This is a genomic window from uncultured Ruminococcus sp. (assembly GCF_947301925.1).
Taxonomy (GTDB): domain Bacteria; phylum Bacillota; class Clostridia; order Oscillospirales; family Ruminococcaceae; genus Ruminococcus.
The window spans coordinates 1-22,870 of sequence record NZ_CAMYUE010000021.1 but is presented as its reverse complement, the minus strand read 5'-3'; the positions used below and the strand labels follow the sequence as shown (position 1 = coordinate 22,870).

The window sequence follows — 22,870 nt, the reverse complement described above, 5'->3', positions numbered from 1 at the left end:
TTTTTTTGTTATGTAAGCTGCACCGGCAATGGAGCAGCAGCCGCAGAAAAACAAGGGATCAGCCCCGCAAAAGCGAAGCTGATCCCTTTAATAATATCCGTATTGATTATTGTACTTTTCTTTTTCTGTATGCTGCGAGGGCTAATATCGCTGCTGCCGCGCCTGCCGCAGCAAATCCGCCGATACCTCTGTCGCCTGTTTTGGGCGAATCGCCCTTTGCCTTGGTAGTGGAAGTGCTTGCCTTTTTTCCGCCGGCTGTTGTCGTTGTGGTCTTCTGTGCAGCCGCAGCGTCCAGAGCAGAGAATTTTATGCCGTTTTCCTTGGCGTATCTTTCAGCCAGAGTGCCCTTATATCCGTAGATAGTAAGATCCTTGCTGCAATTCAGGAATACATCCTTTTCAATTGTATCCACGCCCTCATTTTGCTCTTTGATCCTGGGAATAGTTACCTTAGTCAGATTTGAACAGCCCGTAAAGGCGTTATTCATAATATACTCTGTTCCCTCGGGAATAGATACTTCGGTCAGAGATGTACAGTTTCCGAAAGCATATGAACAGATTATGCGGAGGCTGTCGGGAAGCTTTACCGAAGACAATGCTGTACAGCCGTCAAAAGCTCCGTTCTGTATATTTTCGACGCCCTCACTGAGAGTAAGCGAAGTCAGCCCTGTGCAGCCGCTAAACGCCGCATATCCTATCATCGGAACGGTTCCGGGGATAGTTACCGAGGTAAGTCCTGTACAGCCCGAAAAAGCATCCGAACCTATATCCTTAACGCCCTCGGGAATAGTTACCGAGGTCATACCCGTGCAGTTCTCGAATGCATTATAAGCGATGACTCTTACATTATCGGGGATATCTACCGACGTATTCTCAGGCATTGTTCCTTTATACTTATATAAAACATTGCCTGCGATGACAAGTCCGTCAGGCTGATCGTCGTACCATTTTGTGTTTTTGAAAGCGTCGCTGTAGATATTCTCGATATTCTCGGGAATATTGATAGAATCCAGCTCGGTGCAGTTCTCAAAGGCGTTAAAGCTGATGTACTTCAGGCTTTCCGGCAGAGTAACAGACTTTAAAGCCGTACAGTCCTTGAAAGTGCCGTCCGAGATGTACTGGATACTGTCTGGTATGGTCACAGATGTCAGACCGGTACAGCCTTGAAAAGCTCCGCCTACGATCTCCGAAACGCTGTCGGGTATAGTGACCGAGGTCATTGCCGTACAGTTCCTGAATGCAACGCCTGATATGGAATTAACTTTCTTTCCGTTGATCTCCGAAGGTATCTCTACTTCGGCGGCAGTACCGTTATACTTTTTTATGATAAGCTCATCGCTGTCCGTGACCTGATAATCCACAGACGAGCCGTCGCCGAGCTCATAGGTGCCTTCTTCAACGATGGTAACAGCTCTTATCGCCGAACATTCAAACGGATCAGCACCGAAAGCTGTTAAAGAACCTGCAACTGCAAGTGATGCCATAAACGATATTGCTTTTTTCATAGTTTAACTCCTTTTCTGTAAGTTATGTTGATTTATTGAAATAAGGATCCAGACTATATGTTGTTTGATTTTTTACTATTATATATCATTAAATGTAAAAAATCAAGCCCACTATCTCATACGCAAAGCGTCAGGAACGTTATAGGGGACTGCTATCTGCTGCCGCCGCCTTTCTGGTGAACAGCTTTGACGGACGATGACCTGCTCCGCCCTCGATACCGTCTGTCTCCTCCACGTACGGAGCGATCTTCCGCCTGAAATTAGCCATTATCAGCTTTTTGTCCAGTATGGCCTCGTAGACCTGCTGGAGGTCGGTAAGGGTAAATCTTTCCGGCAGCAGCCTGAATGCGGCATAGGGCTTTTCAAGGCTGCTCCTGAGCTTCAGCAGCGCGTTTACGATCATCTCGGCATGGTCGAAGGCAAGGCTGTTTCTTGGTATCTCAGCCTCAGCGGACTGATTATACAGCTCGTTGGGATTGTTCAGCCTGACCTCGGAGATGAATTCCCTGCCGCTGTCGTCAGTGAGAATAAGGGTATATGCTCCGTCAGACTCCTTCAGTGATACCTCATACCACTCCGCATTCTTATCCAGAGCCGCATTTGTATGCCCGATGACCGTCCAGTAGCAGCACGAGATTATCCAGCCTCTCGGGTCTCGGCCCTGCTTTGAAAGATTGCAGAGCAGCGAAAGAGGCGGACAGTCCACTCCCGTTTTTTCCCTGAGCTTGCGCAGCGCCGTTTCCTCAATAGTCTCCTCGCGGCAGCAGAAGCCTCCGGGAAGAGCGGGCATATCCTCAAAGGGCCATTCTGTACGCCTTACAAGAAGCACCGAAAGAACAGGCTTTGAAAGGTGTCTGTAGCTTTCGCTGTCGCCCTTGCGGACGGTGAATACCACAATATCCGCAGCGACCGAGGGTCTGTCGTATTTAGTTATATCGTAATCCATAGGAACCTCCGATGATAATATCTGATTAATAATAACACAGATCACCGCGGCTGTCAATATGCGGAGGATCTTTGTAAACTCTGCACATAGATAATATTATAATGATATTATCTGATTGTTAAAAACGCAGAATCCACTCGGAACGTCTTGACAAATCGAACTGTTAATGTTATTATGATAATAACAAAAGGATATTAATACAGCAGCTTTTATTTTTACCCGCTGTTAATATCATTTTAATTCAATCATAAGGAGGTAAGCTGATATGGATATATCCGAGATCCTGAAATGCAGATGCTGCACAGATATCTTTCCCGAGGATATCGCTCTGGCTCAGCCCATATACATGGCACTGATGCTGAAATATCACCCCGACAGGTGCAGCGACCCCAGAGCTCCCGAGGCTTCGGCGGTCATAAACGAGCTATACGGAAAGCTGAAGAAGGCTCACAGCTGCCAGGAAAAACTGTTCCGCTGCGGCAGCCGCGCTGTCGGCATAAAATATCTCATGGCAGTATCTCAGGAATACGGCATGGAATACATCGGCGAGCGTAATGTTTACTTCCTTATCAAGGACGAGCTTTCCGACTGCTTCACGCAGTCAGAGGCGCGGTCTGACCTGTTCTTCAGGGAGTATCTCCCGCAGCAGATACTTGCACAGGCAGAGGTGTTCCTGCCGCTGGTAACACAGGTCATCAGCACCGATGAGGGACTGCTCGTCGAGACCTGCAAGCGTGCGGGAGAGCTTCCCCTGCCAAGGGTGCTTGATTTCTACGGCGGACGCCTTGACAGCCGCCACGCTGCATGGATAATATCACGGCTGCTGGGGATATGCTGCTACGCCGAGACAAAAGGGATAGTCTGGAACTGCCTCGCAGAGGAAAACCTCTTCATAGATCCCGCAGAGCACACGGTCAGAGTGGGCGGAGGCTGGTGGTTCGCCGCAAGAGAAGGCGGCAGGATGACGGGAGTGCAATCGAGCGTATACGCTTCCCTCTCGTCACTTACAAAAACCGACGGCACAGCACAGCATATCACTGACCTTGAATGTGTAAAGGCTCTGGCAAGGCGGATACTCTCCGACGACGCTCCCTGCGCCGTGAAGGATTACGCCGAGAGTATATGCAGCAGCTCCGCATTTGAGGAAATGGAAAAATGGGAAAAGGTGATAACCGACGGCTTCGGCGGAAGGAGATTCACACATATGAACGTCAGACTGCCTGATATCGCAGGCTGAAAATAAATATCACAGGAGGTACTATTATGGGATACGGTTCATGGAATTCAGCAGACTGGAAGAAATATTCGTCTGCAAGGATCAGTGGAAAAAAGGTCAACGACATCTACAAGGCCACCGGGATCGACGCGAAATACGATCCGCGGAAGATCAGTTTCAGGGAAAGCCTTGACTCGGCAGATCACCCTGTAACTACGCCTATCATCATAGGTCTTGACGTTACGGGCTCAATGAGCGATCTGCTGGACGTAACGGCAAAACACCTGGGCGAAATGGTAAAGGATATCATCGAGCGCCAGCCTGTTGAGGGGCCGCAGATAATGTTCTGCGCTGTAGGCGATTCAAGATGCGACCGCTCACCGCTCCAGGCCACACAGTTTGAATCCGACATACGCATCGCAAGCCAGCTGACAGAGCTCTGGTTCGAGCGCGGCGGCGGCGGAAACAGCTTCGAGAGCTATCCTCTTGTCTGGTATCTCGCCGCAAACAAGACAAAGACCGACGCCTGGGACAAGCGTCGCAAAAAGGGAGTTATCTTCACTCTCGGCGACGACGGCTTCCCCGAAAAAATGCTTGCAAAGGAAATAGAAAGGGTATTCGGCGACAATGTCAGGGAGGATATAGATACAGCAGCTCTGCTGGCTCAGGTAAGCAGACGTTACGACGTGTTCCACCTTATGGTCATGGACGGGAGAAACGAAAGCATTGTAAAACTGCCGAAATGGCGGAAACTAATGGGCGAAAGAGCTGTCTCGGTAACAGACGTCAGCGCCATACCCGAGATAATCGTTTCGCTGCTCGAAAGCGTTGCGGGAAGAGATACAGAGGATATCATCAATTCCTGGGACGGCGATACACGGCTTGCCGTAAGGAACGCTCTCGGCGGACTTCCCACACGGAAAAGGAGCGTACTCAACGGAATAATCAGATTCTGAGGTGATAATATGAAAAAAGCATATGCGGTCATAGGAGCAAATTTCGGCGACGAGGGCAAGGGCCTCATGACAGACCTTTTCTGCCGCACAGACAGCAGCGTCATAAACATCAGGAGCAACGGCGGCGCACAGGCGGGGCATACCGTATGCACAAGTGACGGTAAAAGACATATCTTCTCACACATAGGCTCCGGCAGCTTTGCAGGCGCGGACACATACCTTTCAGAGTTCTTTATACTCAACCCTATGCTTTTTTCAAGAGAGCTGGCGCAGCTGGGCAGCGATACGGGCAATATCTTCATCGACGGGCGGTGCAGGGTGACTCTCCCCTGCGATATGCTGCTGAACCAGATGGCTGAGACTATGCGCGGGAACAACCGCCACGGCAGCTGCGGCGTGGGAATATTCGAGACCGTCGTCCGCAGCAGGGACAGCAGGTACGCCTTTGACTATGACTATGCGCTGAAAGAAGGCAGGAGCGCTGTAAGGGGAATGATAAACAGGATAAACGGGGAATACTGCCGCAAGCGTGCCCGTGAGCTGGGTATCGCAGGAGACGCGGAAAGGGAGCTTTCCGAGATGCTGGCAAACCATATGCTAACCGAGAATTATCTCGATGACCTGTATGCTATGGCGGCGTTCTGCCGCCGTGGAGACGAGCAGATCATCGAGGAGTACGATACGGCTGTATTCGAGGGAGCTCAGGGGCTCATGCTGGATCAGAACAGAACGGACTACTTCCCTCACCTCACGCCTTCGGACACAGGCATGAAAAATATCCGCGCCATACTGGACAAACTGGAAAAACGCGAAACAGAAATATGCTACGTTACAAGGTCATTCTTCACACGCCACGGCGCAGGCAGGTTCGATACACAGTCTGATACCATCGCTGAGGAATACGGCCTGTACGACAAGACCAACGCTCCCAATGAATTTCAGGGCACATTCAGGTACGGTCTGTTCGACCTGCCCGAATTCATGGCCTCTCTTGCACTGGACAGGAAATACATAGCAGAAGGCGAAAGAACAGCCGTAGCAGTAACTCATCTTGATATGACCGACGGCATGATAATATGTCCCACAGGGAAGCTTATGCCCGAGGATATCGCGTACATGGCATTGGCAGATGTGCTTTATAAGGTGAGCGGCGAGACTGCCGACCACGTTGTATGTCAGCCTGCTGCGGCAAAAGCCCTTTCGGGAAGATAAAGCATACATGGATAAGTCCCCGCAGCTGCGGGGACTTTCTTTGCCGTAACGGATACAGCTTGACTGACTGTCCGAATACTGATATAATATTATTGTGATCTTTATAACAATTCCGAAGGAGACAAAATGGATAAGAAGTATTCGGCTCAGATAAAGCTGAGCATTGCTGCACTGGTATTTTTCATCGCCGCCTTCATTGCAGGTACCTTCTGCGACAGGGCTGCGGCGGAGGCTCTTTTCTCCCCCGATATCACATTAGCCAAGCTGATAACGACCCTTGGCGTCTATCCCTTCTATGCGGCGCAGGTGTTTTTCTGGGGAGCCCTTTTTCAGCGCGGGCTCAGCTCGGACAAAAGCCGCCCCGTCAGAGCGTCAATGTGCGCGGTCTGCGTTTTGTGGACAGTATTCATAGGATATATCGGCAGCCGCTCCATGACCTCCGCAAACAACCTGGGCAGCATATACCCGTCGGTGACGGGAAATCTTCCCGTTATCATCATACTGAGCGCGGTACTGATGTACCCATTGTTCTTTGCAGGATATAACGCAGCAGGAAAGTCGGAGGACAAGCTGCTCGCAAAGAGGATACTGGGACTTTTTTCCGTGTTGCTTGCCGCATACATATCAATGGAGCTGCTGAAGAACTCCTTCGACCGTCCGCGGTACCGCACTGCTGTACTGGGATATGAGGACATAACCTTTGTACCGTGGTACAGACCCTTTGCAGGTGCGGAGGAACTCGCCGCAAAGTACGGTATCGGCGCCGACGAGTTCCGATCCTTTCCCAGCGGCCACAGTATTTTCAGTATGCTGTCAATGTGCATACTGCCCTCGCTTACATGGCTCTTCCCGAAGCTCAGGGACAAGCATATCGCTCTTTTCTTCTGCGGACTTGCTTTCGGTATCGTCATAATGGTCACAAGAATGATACTCGGCGCACATTATCTCAGCGACACCTCCGCAGGAGCTGTTATAGGCGTCCTGTCCTCAATAGCATTCTCGGCAATACAGTTACACATATCAAAAAAGCAGCCCACATGATGTGAGCTGCTTATTTTTGGCGGTAAGTTGCACTTTTTCATGGGTAAGTTGCATTGACAAAGCCATCTGTTATGTGTTATCATTATTATAATGGCAGAAATGCCGCGTGAACGATCCTCCCCTATGACATGATAATGGGGAAACACTTAACTGATAACAGAATGGAGGAACTGAAATGAAGAAAAAAACTATCGCTCTTTTTACAACAGGTATCATGCTTTTATCCGCGGCGCCTGCGCCGATGGAAGCAGCTGCCGATAAAACCGCATATGACTCTGTCATAGGCACACTCCCCGACTGGACGCCAATGGATTTTATCAGCGCAATGAAGCTTTACAACGAGCACGGCAAATGCTTTGTGTCAGACGGCTATATCTGTATGGTAAGACCTGTCCGCAGCAACCGGAAAGATGATATTGAATTCAGTATCTCCGGAGGTGCGTCAGAGATCAACAGCCCTGTGTGTGAAGGTACGAAATACTATGAGCTGGACATTCCCGAAAACCCCGACCCCGAAGATCTTGAGGCATCAATGGCATTCGAGGAGTACTGCGACAGTCTCGGACTGTCTTCCCACAACTACAGCTTCTTTGAAAACTATGCCGAGAACGAATCACGTTATGTGTTCGAGGTTGATATGTTCCGTGTGCCGGACGGTCTCGATATGACGGTCACATGGCATGAAAAAAACGGCGATAAATACGAGGTCACCGAGGTCTTTACCTTTGAGAACCATGACGGCACCACCGTTGAAACCGATATGTATCGCTGGCTGCCCGACTGCGTTCCCGAGTACAACAGCTTCGTGAACGAATACGGCATCATCTCAGTTCATGACAACTATGTCGCCTACTGGGCAGACATCAACTATACCGTAGGCGCTTCACTGAAAATGGAGCAGAGCGGCGAGGGAGCCATAGAGGAGTTTCTGGAATCTGACTGCTCTCCCTTTGTTCTCGATCCGGGTACCGGCAGAGCTACTCCTTCGGTAATAATCTACAAGCCCGCAGCTGACGGTATGGCAGACGTAACATGGAGGATAGGCAGATCCTTTTCCGACACGGAACCAAAGGTAAGTTCAGAGGGCAAATTCGAGATAAAGAACAACTGCACCGAGATCATCGACTGGTCCGCCAACAGAAAGACCAGCGCTGTTTTCACATTCATAGACGCGGATACGGAAGAACCGGTAGATGTTTCGGGAAAAGGTGCCGAACTCACGAAAAGCAGCAGGCAGGCACCCTATACCAGCGATATGTATTATATCTCATCAAATCCCTGTACGATCACCTTAAACAATGCCTATGATCCCAATTGCAGCTATTCCTTCTCTATGGACTCGCAGGCAGGCCGTTATGATGTTGAAGATATGAAGGTCACAGCCGAGGAAGCCGACCGCAGGGAAGTTACCGTCTTCATGAAATGGTGTCCCAACGGAGATCTGAACGGCAGCGGTGAATTCAATATTGCCGATCTGGTAAGCTTACAGAACTGGCTCAAAGGTGATGCCGATACCGAGCTCCCGAACTGGCTGTCCGCAGATTTCTGCCACGACAATGTTATCGACGTCTTCGACATGATCGTTATGAGACGCAAGCTGATAGAAAAGCTGGGAATTGTGGTATCTCCCGAATATCCCTCCAGCCGCTACACCCTTCTCCGCATAACGGGAGAGGATCATAACCTGTACGCAGGTCCCGGAACAGAATATATGGTACTGGATACTATTGACGGATCGACCTTATTACATGAACTCGGATTCAGCGAAGGGGTAGATGACTGGGTATTTACCGAGGCCAACGGCAAGCAGGGCTGGGTAAGAGTAAACTGCGACGGAAAACCGAATGTTATTTTCATGAGTCCTGCTATCGACAAGCCTGTTATATACCTCTATCCCGAGGAGGAGACCGACGTTCATGTGGAGCTGACGCTGACAGAATCAGAGCTCTCCACCACATATCCCAGATACAATAACGGCTGGGACGTTACAGCTTATCCCGACGGACGCCTCCTTAACAAGGCGGACGGCACGCATCACAGATACCTCTTCTGGGACAGCGTAAACAGCCGCACAAGATTCGACCTCTCAAAGGGCTTCTGCGTTGCAGGCAGCGATACCGAGAGCTTCCTCAGGGAAAAGCTGACATATATGGGTCTTACCGAGGACGAAATGAACGAATTCATCGTATACTGGCTGCCGAGAATGGAGCATAACAGATATAACCTCATCTCCTTCCAGGGCAAGGCCTATACGGATTCGGCAAGGCTTGACATCACTCCCTCTCCCGACAGCATATGCCGCATATTCATGACATATATCCCTCTTGAAAATGCCGTGGATATACAGCCTCAGCAGCTTGAGACCTTTGAGAGAAAGGGCTTCACAGTTGTTGAATGGGGCGGCAGCCAGCTCAGCTGATAATACAGGACATATTTTAAAAGTCCCCGCGATGCGGGGACTTTTTGTTTTCAGCACGCATCACACAATGCACAGATAAGGGATCTGTTCCCTGTATACCGTGAAATATCAGCAGAGATCAAAAGTTAAAGACTTGTTAAGAATTTCCGTGCTATAATCATATCACACCAAGGATAGGAGCTCCAAAAGAAGGAAAGAAAGAAGGATGGATATGATACTGAATATGCTGAAAAAGGATCTGAAGCGGAAAAAGACCATGAACGCGATCCTGCTGCTGTTCGTGATAATGTGTTCCATGTTCGCAGCGGCAAGCATAAACAACATCGCCGCCGTAACAGGCGGTATCGAAAGCTATTTCGACAAGGCAGAGGTCCCCGACATGACAGCCAACATTCAGCCGGGAGACGATTTTGAGGATAAGGTCAGGGCACTGCCCTCGGTAAGCAGTGTAAAGTCATCAGACGCTATCTGCCTCGTATCGTCGAAGGATCTCAGCTACAAGGGCAGGAAAATGGATAACTTCATCAATCCGCCCTACCTTGTCTCCGCCAGGGACATGGCCGTAAAATACTTTGACGAAAACGACAGACTGATAAAAAGCGTCCCCAAGGGCTGCTTCTATGCAACAGCGCCCTTCTTGCAGAAGCTGGACATCTCCGTGGGAGACGAATTCGAGCTGAATGTGGGAGAAAGCAGACTCCCCCTGAAGTACATGGGCCGCTTCAAGAACCCGCTGTCCGGCAATGACGACAGCTCGTCGCCCTACATACTCATGAACGAAGATGATTATGAGTATATCAGCAGAGAGCCGAAGCTTGAAAATTTCAAAGTAAGAAGTCTTTACATAAACGTCTCCGACCCTGACGATGTACGCGCTATCGCAAAGGACACCACCTATCTCACCACAAGGGAGGAGCACAAATCGCTCTACCTGTACGATATGCTCTCAGCGTATATCATGCTGGCCATAAGCATAGTTCTGCTGGTAACGGTATTCGTGGTTCTCCGTTTCACCATCGGCTTCACCATCAGCGAGGAGTTCCGCGAAATAGGCGTGATGAAGGCTGTGGGAATAGGCAACGGCAGCATACGGAGCCTGTACATAGTAAAGTACCTTGCCATAGCGGCCGTGGGAGCTTTCATCGGCTTCTTCTGCTCTGTACCAATGAGCCGTATGATGATGAAAAACGTCACCAAGAACATGGTGCTGGCAAGCGAGAACAGCATTCTCATGGGCGCTGTAAGCTCCGTCGCAGTTGTAGTTATCATACTGCTGTTCTGCTACGGCTGCACACGCAGGATCAAGAAGCTCTCTCCCATAGACGCTGTAAGGAACGGCCAGACAGGCGAGCGCTTCAAAAAGAAGAGCTTTATGCACCTGGGATGCTCAAAGCTCCCCTCAACAGCCTTCATGTCCCTTAACGATGTACTGAGCGCCCCCAAGAGGTTCGCAGTGATCACTCTGATATTCACTCTGTGTATGCTGATGATGACGCTGATGTCGGTATTCTCACTGACTCTGAAAAGTGAAAAGATACTCTGGCTGTTTGACGTACCATCAAGCGACGCGCATATCGCCGATATAGATTATTACAGAGAGCTTTTAGATGACTTCGGCAGTTACGATACCATTCTTGACAGGGCCGAAAAAATGCTCAGCGACAACGGTATCCCCGGCAAGTGCAGCACGTGCTTCGGAACCGTATACGAAGCGACCTATAAGGACAAAAAGGCTAATCTCTGGTTCTTTGTCACAAAGGGCGAGAAAAACGACCTGTTCAGATGCAGCGAGGGCTACGCTCCGAGAAAGACCGACGAGATAGCTATGACGGGCTACGCAATGGAGGATCTGGGAGTCGGTATAGGCGACAGGATAAAAACTGTTATCGGCGACAAGGAGTACGAGTTCCTGATAACCGGCAAGTTCTACACCTTCCAGGGAAGCGGCCATGCAGTACAGGTACACCCTGACCTTGATCTCGTCAAAAACGACAGTATCAGTACAGTCGGAATACAGGTGATCTTTGACGGTGATCCCGATCAGGCAACGGTCGACAAGAATATCGAGATAATAAAGAAGGCCATAGACAGCGACAAGGTATTCAACACCGTGGATATGATAGAATACTGTACACAGATGTCGGATACTCTCGCCGCAATAAAGCTGATGATGATGATACTCACCGTAATAGTTACGGCCATGATAGTGATACTCATGGAGCGCTCGTTCATATCAAAGGAAAAGAGCGAGATCGCACTTATGAAAGCTGTAGGAATATCGAACCGCTCTATCGTCACACAGCACGCCCTTCGCTTCGTTATCGTATCAGTGCTGGCCTGCATTATCTCGCTGGCTGTGCTGATGCCTATAGGCAACGCGCTCATGAACTATATATGCAGCATGATAGGTGATGTCTCGGATATAAAATGCGCTGTGGATCCCGTTGATGTATTCATCGTGTGTCCGCTGGTACTAATAGGCATAACGGTGATAGGCTCGTTCCTGACAGCCCTCTACACAAAGACCATCAAGGCTTCCGATACGGCAAGCATAGAATAAAGCTCATTTACAAGGATATATGGAGGAATTAATATGAATACGGTATTACAGACAAAGGGTCTCTGCAAGACCTATATCGTCAACAAAAGACAGAACAACGTGCTGAAGAACATCGATCTCTCCGTTGAGGAGGGAGAGATGCTGGCAGTAATGGGGCCTTCGGGCTCGGGCAAGAGCACTCTGCTCTACTGCGTTTCGGGCATGGACAGAGCAACTTCGGGGGAGGTCACATTCAACGGGAAAAGCACTGCAAAGCTGAAGGACAAGGAGCTCGCAAGGCTCAGACTGGACGAGATGGGATTTATCTTCCAGCAGATGTACATGATGAAGAACCTTTCGGTGCTGGACAATATAATCCTTCCCGCACTGAAGTCAAAGAAGAACAACGAGGAGCGCAGACAGACAGTTGAGCGCGGACGTGCTCTCATGCACAGGCTGGGCATAGACGATGTGGGCGGCAACGATATCAACGAGGTCTCCGGAGGACAGCTCCAGAGAGCCTGCATCTGCCGCAGCATGATAAACTCGCCGAAGATGATATTCGCCGACGAGCCCACGGGAGCTCTTAACCGTTCAAGCTCCGACGAGGTAATGAACGAGCTGCTCTCACTCAACCGCGATGGCACTACCATCATGTGCGTCACCCACGATCCCAAGGTCGCAGCAAAATGCAGCAGAGTGCTTTACATAGTTGACGGACGCATCGCAGGCGAAAAGGAAATGGGACACTTCGACAGCAGCGTGAACAATCTCCGCGACAGGGAGAGATCACTGAACAACTGGCTCATGGAACAGGGCTGGTGATACAAAAAACAACGGGGCAGAACTTCATCTGCCCCTTGCTTTGATGAGGGATATATGGTACAATTGATACAGGTGGTGATCTTATGGCAGATATTCTTATTGTAGAGGACGACAAGGAGCTTGCGGAGCTCCTCACTGACTTTCTCCGCGCCGAAAACTATACTGTAACTGCTGTGGACAGCGGAGAACGCGCCCTCCAGCTCTTTGAGCGCTACGGCGCAAAGCTGGTGGTGCTGGATATAAACCTCCCCGACGTCAACGGCTTCGCGGTATGCTCGAAGCTACGCGAGAACGCCGACACTCCCATACTCATAGTAAGCGCCAGAACGGAGAAGGAGGACAAGCTCAGCGGCCTGAGCCTCGGTGCCGACGATTACATCGAAAAGCCCTATGATATAGATATACTTATCGCCAAAATAAAGGGCATATTCAAGCGCCGCTATCATATGGAGACAATTTCCGCCAACGGCGTCGTGCTCAATCTTGCCGACCGCACCGCTGTCATAGACGGCAAGGCGGCAGAGCTGCCTGCCAAGGAGTTCGACCTGCTTGCTCTACTCATAGAGAATCAGGGGAAGGCACTGAAAAAGGAGTACCTTTTCAATTCAGTATGGGGCAGCGACAGCGATTCCGAGCTCCAGACCCTCCATGTGCATATCAACCGTCTGCGCCAGAAGCTGGGCGACGATCCCAAGAACGCAAAAAGGCTTCTGACCGTGTGGGGAGTGGGGTATAAGTTCGTATGAAAGCTTTCCGCAGACTTTGTATCGCTGTTACGGCCGTTTTTCTGATTCTGGCAGCCGTAATGAATATATTCATGCTGAAAAGCAGCAGGGACGAAGAGGGACTTTACCGCGTGGAGGCAAAGAGGCTTGCGGACGATATCGCTGATACAGGCAGCTTTGACCTTAGCGGCTATCCTCATATCACGGGAGTATTCACCGAGGAGGACGGTCCGCTGTATGTCTCCGACGAGCACTATGTAATAATAGAGGCAGGCGGGAAACTGTACCGCGCAGAGTATTCCAAAGAGGACCCAAGCCGCGGCCTGCTCCTGATAAACTGTATCTTTGCAGCTGTATTCCTGATGATAGTAATACTGCTCCGCTATATATACAAGTGTATCATCGCCCCCTTCGGCAGGCTGAAGGACGTTCCCCGGGAGCTTGCAAAGGGAAATCTGGCAGTTCCCATACCCGAGGAAAAGAGCCGCTTCTTCGGCAAATTCACCTGGAGCGTAAATATGCTCCGCGAGAACATAGAGGGCAGCCGCAAAAAAGAGCTTACCATGCAGAAGGAAAAAAAGCTGCTTCTGCTTTCACTCTCCCATGATATAAAAACTCCCCTGTCGGCTATAAAGCTCAACGCAAAGGCTCTGGCAAAGGGCCTTTACAAGGACGAGGAAAAGCGCCGCGCAGCTGCCGAGAGCATAAACAGCCGCGCCGATGAGATCGAGAGCTTCGTCAGCGAGATAACCCGCGCCGCAAGCGAGGACTTCATGAACTTTGAAGCAAATCAGCAGGAGGTCTTCATGAGCGTTATCATAGAAAAGATCAGCGCAAGATATGCTCCTCAGCTGGCTATGACGGGAACTGAATTCGTCATCGGAGACTTCGACGACTGTATCCTCTCCTGCGATCCCGACAGGCTCGGAGAGTGCGTACAGAACCTTGTTGAGAACGCCATAAAGTACGGCGACGGCAGACGCATAGAGCTGGGGTTCGATAAAATGGACGGCTGCGAGCTCATAACCGTGTCAAATACAGGCTGTACCCTCGAAGCCAAGGAGCTGCCCCAGATATTCGACAGCTTCCAACGCGGCAGCAATGCGGAGAATATCCGCGGCAACGGTCTCGGCCTGTTCATATGCAAAAAGCTCATGAGTCTCATGGGCGGCGAGATCTATGCCGGTATAAAAGATGACTGCTTCAGCGTCACCCTTGTAGTCAAGCTGGCATGAGCAGATGGATAAACAATAAAGCCCACAGGCATAAGCGGATGCCCATATAGAAGTTTTGCCCCGAAGCGTTCAAAAGCGCTTCGGGGCATGGTATTTTATATAGCTGCTAAGTTAAATCAGAATTTGTTGCCACATCATAGAACGATAGAAAGTTCAGTTTGTGTTGACATTTAATCTTTCACAGGACAAATCATCTGAAGGTCAAATGGTTCCTTTTCAGCAATTTCTTTTATAGGATCATTCGCCAGGTCACTCCCCATTGCTCTGTAAAATGCAATCGTCTCCTCTGAAGAACAAGCTGATATGTACAAAGCTTCCGCACCGTTTTTTCTTGCTTCATCTTTGCCTGCTTCAAATAATTGTCTGCCAATACCTTGTCCTCTGCATTCAGAAGACACCTGCATCATATCCAGAATCATGTACGGACCGTTCAGCTGCTTTAACAGACCTATAAAACCAACAACTTTATCATTTTCTAATGCAATGTATGTAATATATTCATCACTGCTTATCTGATTTGCTACAGAACGCTTTTTGTTGAGATCCCAATCTTCAGTATATTTGCATTCGACCAATTTATAGTCTCCGTCTATTCTGCGATATACCTTATTTACATCCTGTTTTCTGTTATATAGATCCAATGATTCTATACAGAAATTTGTTTCTGATAATAATTCAATTTTTATCAAATGGTAAGCCTCCTTATATTATATGTTTTGCTCTTTTGATTTATCTCTATTATTATCGTTTTCATACGCAACACCTCTTTCACAGGCAAAGCCCGATCTATATCAGCGCCACACATATCCTACGGGCTTTATTGTTTATGCTCTGCGCTTTCTTTTGGACAGGAGCATGAGTGCTGCCGCTGCTGCCAGGCCGTAAACGGCCGTACCGTTATATCCCGTTTTCGGACTGTCCGCGGCACCTGCGGCGGCAGCTGATGTGGTCGCGGAGGCGGTCTCATCAGCTGCGGGAGCCCACCTTGCAGCCGCCTCCCAGCTGCGCACCCCGTCACCTGCCGTACTCAGCAGCTCACCCTTTATGACATCGCCTTCGCGGCGTATGAAGCTGAAGCTGGAATCCGCACAGCCTATCACCGTGGAGAGATATCCCGAATGTGCATAGGTGAAGCGGAGAGTCTGTGTGCCGACGCTCTGATCCGCAAAGTTCTTTGTGCTTGTGATGGCGTCGCCGTCCTTCATGCAGAACTCCACCTCCCGTCGGGAGTGATTGTGGCCGAATAGATAAAGTATATCCATATCGTACTTCTCGGCGTAGCTGTTTATGAGGGAGACCATATCGTATGAGCGGTCAACATTGTACATATTGCCTCCCGCCCACTGCGACACCTCAAAGCCGTTTGGCTTGACGGAGCCCTTCTGTATACCAAGGGAATGAAGTCCAGGATGCGCTGATATTATCACGAGCTCTCCGTGATAATCCTCAGCAGTTTTTTTCAGGAAGGCGTCAAGCTCCGTTATGGCATTGGCATAGGTATAATAAGGCTTTTCACCGCTTCTGTCAATGACTGCCTCGTAGTTGAGGCCGTAGACTATGAGCCCCTTTGCGCTGAGGCTGCTGGTACCGTTCTCTTTTACAGCCGCAGATGTACCGATGAAGACTGGGCCGCCGCTTGCAGGGAGCTTACTGTCCGCGCCGAGGCCGGCAGCTGCCGACATGACGGAGGCTGCCGCTCCCGAATCGTGATTGCCCGATACATATACCGCGTCGATACCGCAGACACAGGGCACCATGCGGGGATAAAACTGCGAAAGCATGGTTTCCTCCGCTGCCTCGGGACCGTATACCATATCTCCCGTGCAAACTATCAGTGAGGGGATATATCCTCCAGTGCGCTGCATTACCCTCTCCACAGCCTCGGTGATAAGGCCGTATTCCTCATGTATATCGGAAAAGGTCATTACGGAATCGGGTACCACTCCCTTTGCCACCGCAAAGCCTGCATCAGCGGACTTCTCCTTGTAGTAGAAATCATTGTCGTCGTGTCCCTCGATGATACAGCTTACGCGGTAAACTCCCGCAGGCCTGTCCCTGAGACAGTCAGCAGTAAAGGTCAGGCCGCCGCAGGACTGCTCCTCGCCGTCGATAAACCACCTTACGCTGTCAACGACTATATCGGAGCGCAGGAGCTCCGCAGTATAAACGGGAGCGGCATATCCGCTGCCCTCGGTGACATAGCTCTCAGATGAAGGGTGCACCTTTATGCAGCGGCTGAGCTGCTCTCCCCTTGCATATATGTTCACCGCCGCAGCCTTATGGGGATCGTCGGTACAGGAAAAGGGAGCCTCGCTGTTTTCGTCGTAGGTCAGGTAGTACATATTGTCATTTTCCTTGTAGCACAGCCTGCCGTCGATGTAGTCCCATATCATATCCCCCTCCACGTACCATACCGCATACACATAGAGCTGCGACTCATGGCATGAAAGGTCCATGGAGCCCGACCTGAGAAATGTCCTTCTGGGTGATACGCTGGTGGACATGATCTCTCTGGAGTAAGTCCACACGTTCTTTATATTATTGCCGTCCACCGCAGCAAGTATGGCCTGCCCGCCATCGGAGCGGAGTGCGGTTATGACATATTCGTTCCCGTCGACAAAGCCGTTGACCCTGTACCACTTTTCACCGTTCTCAAGGGTGAGGACGCCCTTTTCCTCACTCTGCGGCAGGAACGCTTCATAGCCTGCCGCCTCTGCGGACAGGGAGGGAAATATCGCTGTAAGTATGCAGATCATTACAAGTGCGGCAGCTGCCGCGCCTGTTTTCAGTGTGTTCATAGCTTCACTCCATTCATCATGTATTTGCACGATCATATGCTGATATGAACATTATAACACATATCAGATGTGTTTTTCAACTTTTCGCCCGCATAACGCTTATATAATAATGAACAAATTGCACAATTATAAGCCTTCCCCTCATTTTTTTATTGACTATTGGTATAAAACGATATATAATTTACATGTATTGTGTGACAGGTTCAGATCAATACAAAAAATATGTTAGGAGTGTTAGAATGTTTAAACGAACCATTGCCGCTGTGCTCAGTGCTTTTCTGTGCGCATCGGCAGTAACCTCGGGCGCCCCGCCGCGTTCCATGCGGGCAGTTCTCGACAGCAGCGGCGATACCGCCGCCAACGCTGCCGCTTCGGAAATGAAGGCCTCAAACTCTCTGGGAAGGTACCTTGACGCCTCGTCTTCGGGCAGTGAAGGCGTGAAGCAGCTTTCCGACAAAAAGAACGCAGTCTCGGATCAGTACAGGATATCGGGACTGGAATTCGACAAGGACTCAGGCAAGGTCCGCGTCATATCCACACAGTCGTCAGACTGTACCCTCGAAGTCAACTTCTTTGACGAAACCACAAATGAACTTGTCACTTCCGTTAAGATCCCGCTGAAGAAAGGCGATTTCACAGTAAACGAGGGCATGGTGGACAAGGCTGCCCTCCCCGAATACTTCATCATCAGGGCCTTCCTCTCCGACATGGCAGGCACCCGCCTCTCCGATGAGTACAGCCGCCGCACCTTCACCAGCAAGGTGCAGGACATCATCGCTACTGACATAAATGATTTCGACGCAGAGAGAGTTGTCAACTTCGACGACAGCGAGAAAACAAACTTCCTCGTTCTCAGCGACGACACCGTAAAGGCAGAGATCTCCGAGGACAGCAACCAGCTCGTCTCCGCCGACTATGACAACAACGTTTTCGTCATCGGCAATGCCGACGATACTGTAAAGGGTCTGGAAAAGGGACAGTATTTCTACTTTCAGCCCAACGAAAAGGACATCATCGCCGTTGCGGTGGAGGAGGTCTCAACTGACGGAGACAAGACCACTGTCAAGGGCACAAGCGACATCGACGAGATGTTCCGCTTCATGAAGTTCGAGACCACAGCAGGCCTTGAAGGAGCCGAGATAGACAACTCTGCAAGGGGCATCGGCTATGAGTACGACGAAGCAGAAGACAGGCTTCATTTCGATCCCGATGATCTGGCCGAGGAGATAGAGCAGGAATATATCTCCTACGCCACCGACGGCGACTACGGCTCGGGTTCGTTCAATTTCTCATCATCTACCGAGCTTAGCGCCGGAGCATTATCTGTCACCCCATCTATCAGTATAGGCGTCGAGGTAAGCTTCAACTATTACCTTGACTGGTTCTACCTCGATGTTGAAATGAGCGTGACAACCTCAGCTTCATTTGAAGTTTCCATTTCAGGTGAAATACAGGTAGGCGGTCTCGATCACATGGTAGAGATACCATTGTTTGAAACCGATATCCCCACTTCCGTACCCGGACTTGTAATCCCTATCGAGCTTGATTTCGTTATCTCCGTTTCTGGAGAGCTGACCGTATCATTCTCCTTGGAAAAGGAATCCGGCTTCTATTTCAATACAGATGACGGTCTGGAGAAAATAGAAAGAAACGATCCTTCCACCAACTTTACGGTTGAGCTTTCGGGAAGTGTTTTCATCGGATTTGAGTTCTCCGTAGGAGCAGCTATAATCAGCAGCAAGATAGCTAAATTTGATATCGCCGCAACAGCAGGTGTTGAATTCTCGGGCTCACTTTCCGTAAGCATCAGCACAGATGCCAGCGGTGACGTATCCGGTGATACAAACATCTACTCCTGTACTGATCTGTCAGGAGATACGGCTCATCTCTGCGGTACCTGTATAGACGGAGATGCAGAGCTTGTAGCGTCGTTAGGTCTTGAAGTCGAAGCCCTTGACGGCTGGGTCACACATACATTAGCAGCTGTAGAAGCCCGCTTCAAGCTGTTCGACTGGTATCTGTCACTGGGTTCATACGATCCGTCACTGGCTCCTATTGATCCCGCTGTGAACCGTAACTGGCTCTCTTCAGCCAACAAATCCCTCATCAGATTAGGACTTGGCGAATGCCCCAATATCGGATACAAAATAACAGTAAATACCGATATCGATAAGATCGTTACGACGACCAATGCAGCAGGAGAGCCTTCCGAGTATACCACAGACGTAACAAATGCTGTTGTAAAGATAAACAACGTCGAGTTGCGCAAGGTCGGAAACACATACACCTGCTATGCCCGTCCCGGAAGATATAATATAAACGTATATGTGGACGGAAATAAAATAAAAACTGAAAGCATAGTAATAAATGCCAGCGCAAAGAGCATTGACATAAGCGCAACAATAGGCACGGACGGCTATGTTCAGACGGGCAGTCCTTCAACCACTACTCCGGACGCTCCCGCAATAGCAACCACAACAGTTACGGTAGCCCGTCCCGCACCTGTAAAGCCCACAAGAACAAGAACCGTTCCCCGCATTATCGAATCGGTAAAGCTGGGCGATCATATAACAGGTACCTTGTATAACAACGGCTATCTCCATGTATTCGGTTACGGCGATATGTATAATTTCGGCGCAACCCCATTCAAGAAAGCCGCAACCGTGACCCAGATCCTTTTCGAGGACGATGCTCCCGCTAAGGATCTGGTCATCACAGGCATAGGCAACCATGTATTCGATGGCTTCACAGCTCTCAGCTCCTCATCAAATGACCAGAAAACAGAGCCCGTCAGCGGAATTATCGTACTTCCCGAAAAGCTTACACGAATAGGAGACTACGCATTTGCAAACTGCACGGCTGTATCGGAATTCAGCTTCGGCAGCACACTGGAGTCCATAGGCTCCTACGCATTCCAGAACTGTACGGGAGTTAAGGAGCTGGTTATCCCCGATACTGTCATAACAATGGGTCACCTTATGCTCAACGGCTGTACATCTGTTGAGACACTTACTCTCCCCTTTGCAGCTGTAAGAAAAACCTGCACGGATATCGACGGAGAGCTCGGCACATACGATTCTGTATCGGATATGTTCCTGTATCAGTGGAACAGCTGGCTGGACAACGAGATGGATTTCTCAGGCTACTCTATCGAGAAGATCACAGTAACAGGCGGCGAGATAGTTCCTGCCTACGCATTCTCAACCATGACCACCCTGAAGGAGATCGACCTCAGCGGCACATCTGTACAGAGCATAGGCAACGGCGCTTTCCAGAACTGTACATCACTTGCCACAGTAAAGCTTCCCGGAACTGTCAAGTCTCTCGGCAACTATGCTTACAGCGGAACAGCTATAAAGTCTGTCCCCGACAACGGAGCTATAAACTCAGCAGGCGATTACGCATTCAGTGAATGCCACGACCTGGTGAAGGTAGCTGTTCCGTCTACATACAAGAGCCTCGGCGCCTACGCATTTGCAAACTGCGCAAACATGACCGAGCTGACCATACCCAGGTCGGTGACATCAATGGGCGTAATGATGTTCAACGGCTGTACGGCACTGAAAACTCTCACTATGCCTTACGCGGCTACAAATAAATCCTGCACGGATATCGAGGGCTCTATCGGCACATACGATTCTGTATCGGATATGTTCCTGTACCAGTGGAACAACTGGCTGGACGGCGAGCTGGATTTCTCCGCTTACTCTATCGAAAAGATCACTGTAACAGGCGGCGAGACCGTTCCTTCCTACGCATTCTCAAGCATGACCACACTGAAGGAGATCGACCTTAGCAGCTCCAAGATACAGAGCATAGGCGACAGCGCTTTCCAGAACTGTACCTCGCTTGCCACAGTAAAGCTTCCAAAGACTGTAAAGACTCTCGGAAACTATGCTTACAGCGGTACAGCTATAAAGTCTGTCCCCGACAACGGAGCTATAACCTCCGCAGGAAATCACGCATTCAGTGATTGTCCCAATCTTGTAAAGGCATCTGTTCCTTCATCATACAAGACTCTCGGCAGCAGCGCCTTTTCAGGCTGCGCAAACATGGTAGATCTGGTGATACCTAAGTCGGTAACATCAATGGGCGAACTCATGTTCAACGGCTGTACGGCACTGAAAACTCTCACTATGCCATATGCGGCCACAAAGAGATCCTGCACCGATATCGACGGCTCTATAGGCACATACGATTCTGTATCGGATATGTTCCTGTACCAGTGGAACAACTGGCTGGACAACGAGCTGGACTTCTCAGACTACTCTATCGAGAAGATAACCATTACAGGCGGCGAGACCGTTCCTGCCTACGCATTCTCACATATGACCACACTGAAGGAGATCGACCTGAGCAGCTCCGAGATACAGAGCATAGGCGATCACGCCTTCCACAACTGCACATCACTTGCAACAGTATATCTCCCCGAAACAACAAAGTCTCTCGGCAATTACGCATACTTCGGCACTGCCATAGAGTTCCTTCCCGACAACGGAACCATCACATCAGCAGGAAACTACGCCTTCAGCAGTTGTCCCAACCTGGTGAAGACAACTGTACCGTCCACATACAAGACCCTGGGCAGCTACGCATTCGCAGACTGCGCAAACATGGTGGATCTGGTGATACCTAAGTCGGTAACATCAATGGGCGCAATGATGTTCAACGGCTGCAAGGCACTGAAAACTCTTACCATGCCCTATGCAGCCACAAACAAGTCCTGCACCGATATCGACGGCTCTATAGGCACATATGATTCGGTATCCGATATGTTCCTGTACCAGTGGAACAACTGGCTGGACAACGAGCTGGATTTCTCCGGTTACTCTATCGAGAAGATAACCATTACAGGCGGCGATACTGTTCCTGCCTACGCATTCTCACATATGACAACCCTGAAGGAGATCGACCTGAGCAGCTCCGAGATACAGAGCATAGGCGACAGCGCTTTCCAGAACTGTACCTCGCTTGCCACAGTAAAGCTCCCCGATACAGTCAAGACTCTCGGCAACTACTCATTCTACAACACAGCATTATCCGCTCTCCCCGATAACGGCACTATCACCTCCGCAGGAAACTATTCATTCGCAGAGTGCAAAAAACTCGGAAACATAAGCATACCCAAATCATACAAGAGCTTCGGCGACCATGCGTTCATGAACTGCAAGGGTATAAAGAAGCTTGTTATCCCCGCAAACGTAACATCTCTCGGCATACAGATCTTCAACGGCTGTACGAACCTTGCAGACCTTACTCTCCCCCATGCGGCAACAATGAGGAACTGCACCAATATCGACGGCGGAGTGACTACATATGACTCTGTTGCAGACCTGTTCATCTATCAGTGGAACAACTGGGAAAACAACGAGATGGACTTCTCGCCCTATGCTATCTCAAAGATAACCATTACAGGCGGCGATACTGTTCCTGCCTACGCATTCTCACATATGA

14 protein-coding genes are annotated in these 22,870 nt (G+C 49.9%); 10 read left to right on the top strand and 4 right to left on the bottom strand.

Going from position 1 to position 22,870, the window contains the following annotated elements; translation table 11 throughout:
- Nucleotides 1-106: 106 nt before the first annotated feature.
- On the bottom strand, nt 107-1,504 hold the full coding sequence (locus tag Q0Y65_RS14455; protein ID WP_297961383.1) for a leucine-rich repeat domain-containing protein: 1,398 nt from the start codon (nt 1,502-1,504) through the stop codon (nt 107-109).
- Nucleotides 1,505-1,643: 139 nt separating this feature from the next.
- Nucleotides 1,644-2,450, bottom strand: a complete 807-nt coding sequence (locus tag Q0Y65_RS14450) for an NrtR DNA-binding winged helix domain-containing protein (RefSeq protein ID WP_297961380.1) — start codon at nt 2,448-2,450, stop codon at nt 1,644-1,646.
- Nucleotides 2,451-2,715: 265 nt separating this feature from the next.
- Between Q0Y65_RS14450 and Q0Y65_RS14445 the strand changes: the two genes are divergently transcribed.
- The 9 genes from Q0Y65_RS14445 to Q0Y65_RS14405 all read left to right on the top strand — a co-directional run bounded on the left by Q0Y65_RS14445 (nt 2,716) and on the right by Q0Y65_RS14405 (nt 14,618).
- Complete coding sequence (locus Q0Y65_RS14445; protein ID WP_297961377.1) at nt 2,716-3,687, top strand: J domain-containing protein; 972 nt, start codon at nt 2,716-2,718, stop codon at nt 3,685-3,687.
- A 26-nt stretch (nt 3,688-3,713) separates the two neighbouring features.
- Nucleotides 3,714-4,622, top strand: coding sequence for a hypothetical protein (locus Q0Y65_RS14440; RefSeq protein ID WP_297961374.1), 909 nt, complete (start codon nt 3,714-3,716; stop codon nt 4,620-4,622).
- A 9-nt stretch (nt 4,623-4,631) separates the two neighbouring features.
- On the top strand, nt 4,632-5,834 hold the full coding sequence (locus tag Q0Y65_RS14435) for an adenylosuccinate synthetase (protein ID WP_297961371.1): 1,203 nt from the start codon (nt 4,632-4,634) through the stop codon (nt 5,832-5,834).
- Between the two features lie 126 nt (nt 5,835-5,960).
- A complete protein-coding gene (locus tag Q0Y65_RS14430; RefSeq protein ID WP_297961368.1) occupies nt 5,961-6,875 on the top strand; it encodes a phosphatase PAP2 family protein in 915 nt (304 codons plus the stop codon).
- Nucleotides 6,876-7,050: 175 nt separating this feature from the next.
- Complete coding sequence (locus Q0Y65_RS14425) at nt 7,051-9,294, top strand: dockerin type I repeat-containing protein (protein ID WP_297961366.1); 2,244 nt, start codon at nt 7,051-7,053, stop codon at nt 9,292-9,294.
- Nucleotides 9,295-9,505: 211 nt separating this feature from the next.
- Complete coding sequence (locus Q0Y65_RS14420; RefSeq protein ID WP_297961362.1) at nt 9,506-11,854, top strand: ABC transporter permease; 2,349 nt, start codon at nt 9,506-9,508, stop codon at nt 11,852-11,854.
- A gap of 33 nt (nt 11,855-11,887) precedes the next feature.
- On the top strand, nt 11,888-12,658 hold the full coding sequence (locus Q0Y65_RS14415) for an ABC transporter ATP-binding protein (protein WP_297961359.1): 771 nt from the start codon (nt 11,888-11,890) through the stop codon (nt 12,656-12,658).
- A gap of 83 nt (nt 12,659-12,741) precedes the next feature.
- Nucleotides 12,742-13,404, top strand: a complete 663-nt coding sequence (locus Q0Y65_RS14410) for a response regulator transcription factor (protein WP_297961356.1) — start codon at nt 12,742-12,744, stop codon at nt 13,402-13,404.
- Nucleotides 13,401-14,618: a HAMP domain-containing sensor histidine kinase gene (locus Q0Y65_RS14405; RefSeq protein WP_297961353.1), complete on the top strand. Its 1,218-nt coding sequence runs from the start codon at nt 13,401-13,403 to the stop codon at nt 14,616-14,618. Before Q0Y65_RS14410 ends, Q0Y65_RS14405 begins: the two co-directional genes overlap by 4 nt.
- 170 nt (nt 14,619-14,788) lie before the next feature.
- On the opposite strand, the gene Q0Y65_RS14400 is transcribed toward Q0Y65_RS14405, so the two are convergent.
- On the bottom strand, nt 14,789-15,307 hold the full coding sequence (locus Q0Y65_RS14400; RefSeq protein WP_297961350.1) for a GNAT family N-acetyltransferase: 519 nt from the start codon (nt 15,305-15,307) through the stop codon (nt 14,789-14,791).
- Between the two features lie 135 nt (nt 15,308-15,442).
- Complete coding sequence (locus tag Q0Y65_RS14395; protein ID WP_297961347.1) at nt 15,443-17,416, bottom strand: metallophosphoesterase family protein; 1,974 nt, start codon at nt 17,414-17,416, stop codon at nt 15,443-15,445.
- A gap of 239 nt (nt 17,417-17,655) precedes the next feature.
- Between Q0Y65_RS14395 and Q0Y65_RS14390 the strand changes: the two genes are divergently transcribed.
- A partial coding sequence (locus tag Q0Y65_RS14390; RefSeq protein ID WP_297961344.1) for a leucine-rich repeat domain-containing protein occupies nt 17,656-22,870 on the top strand: 5,215 nt, incomplete at its 3' end.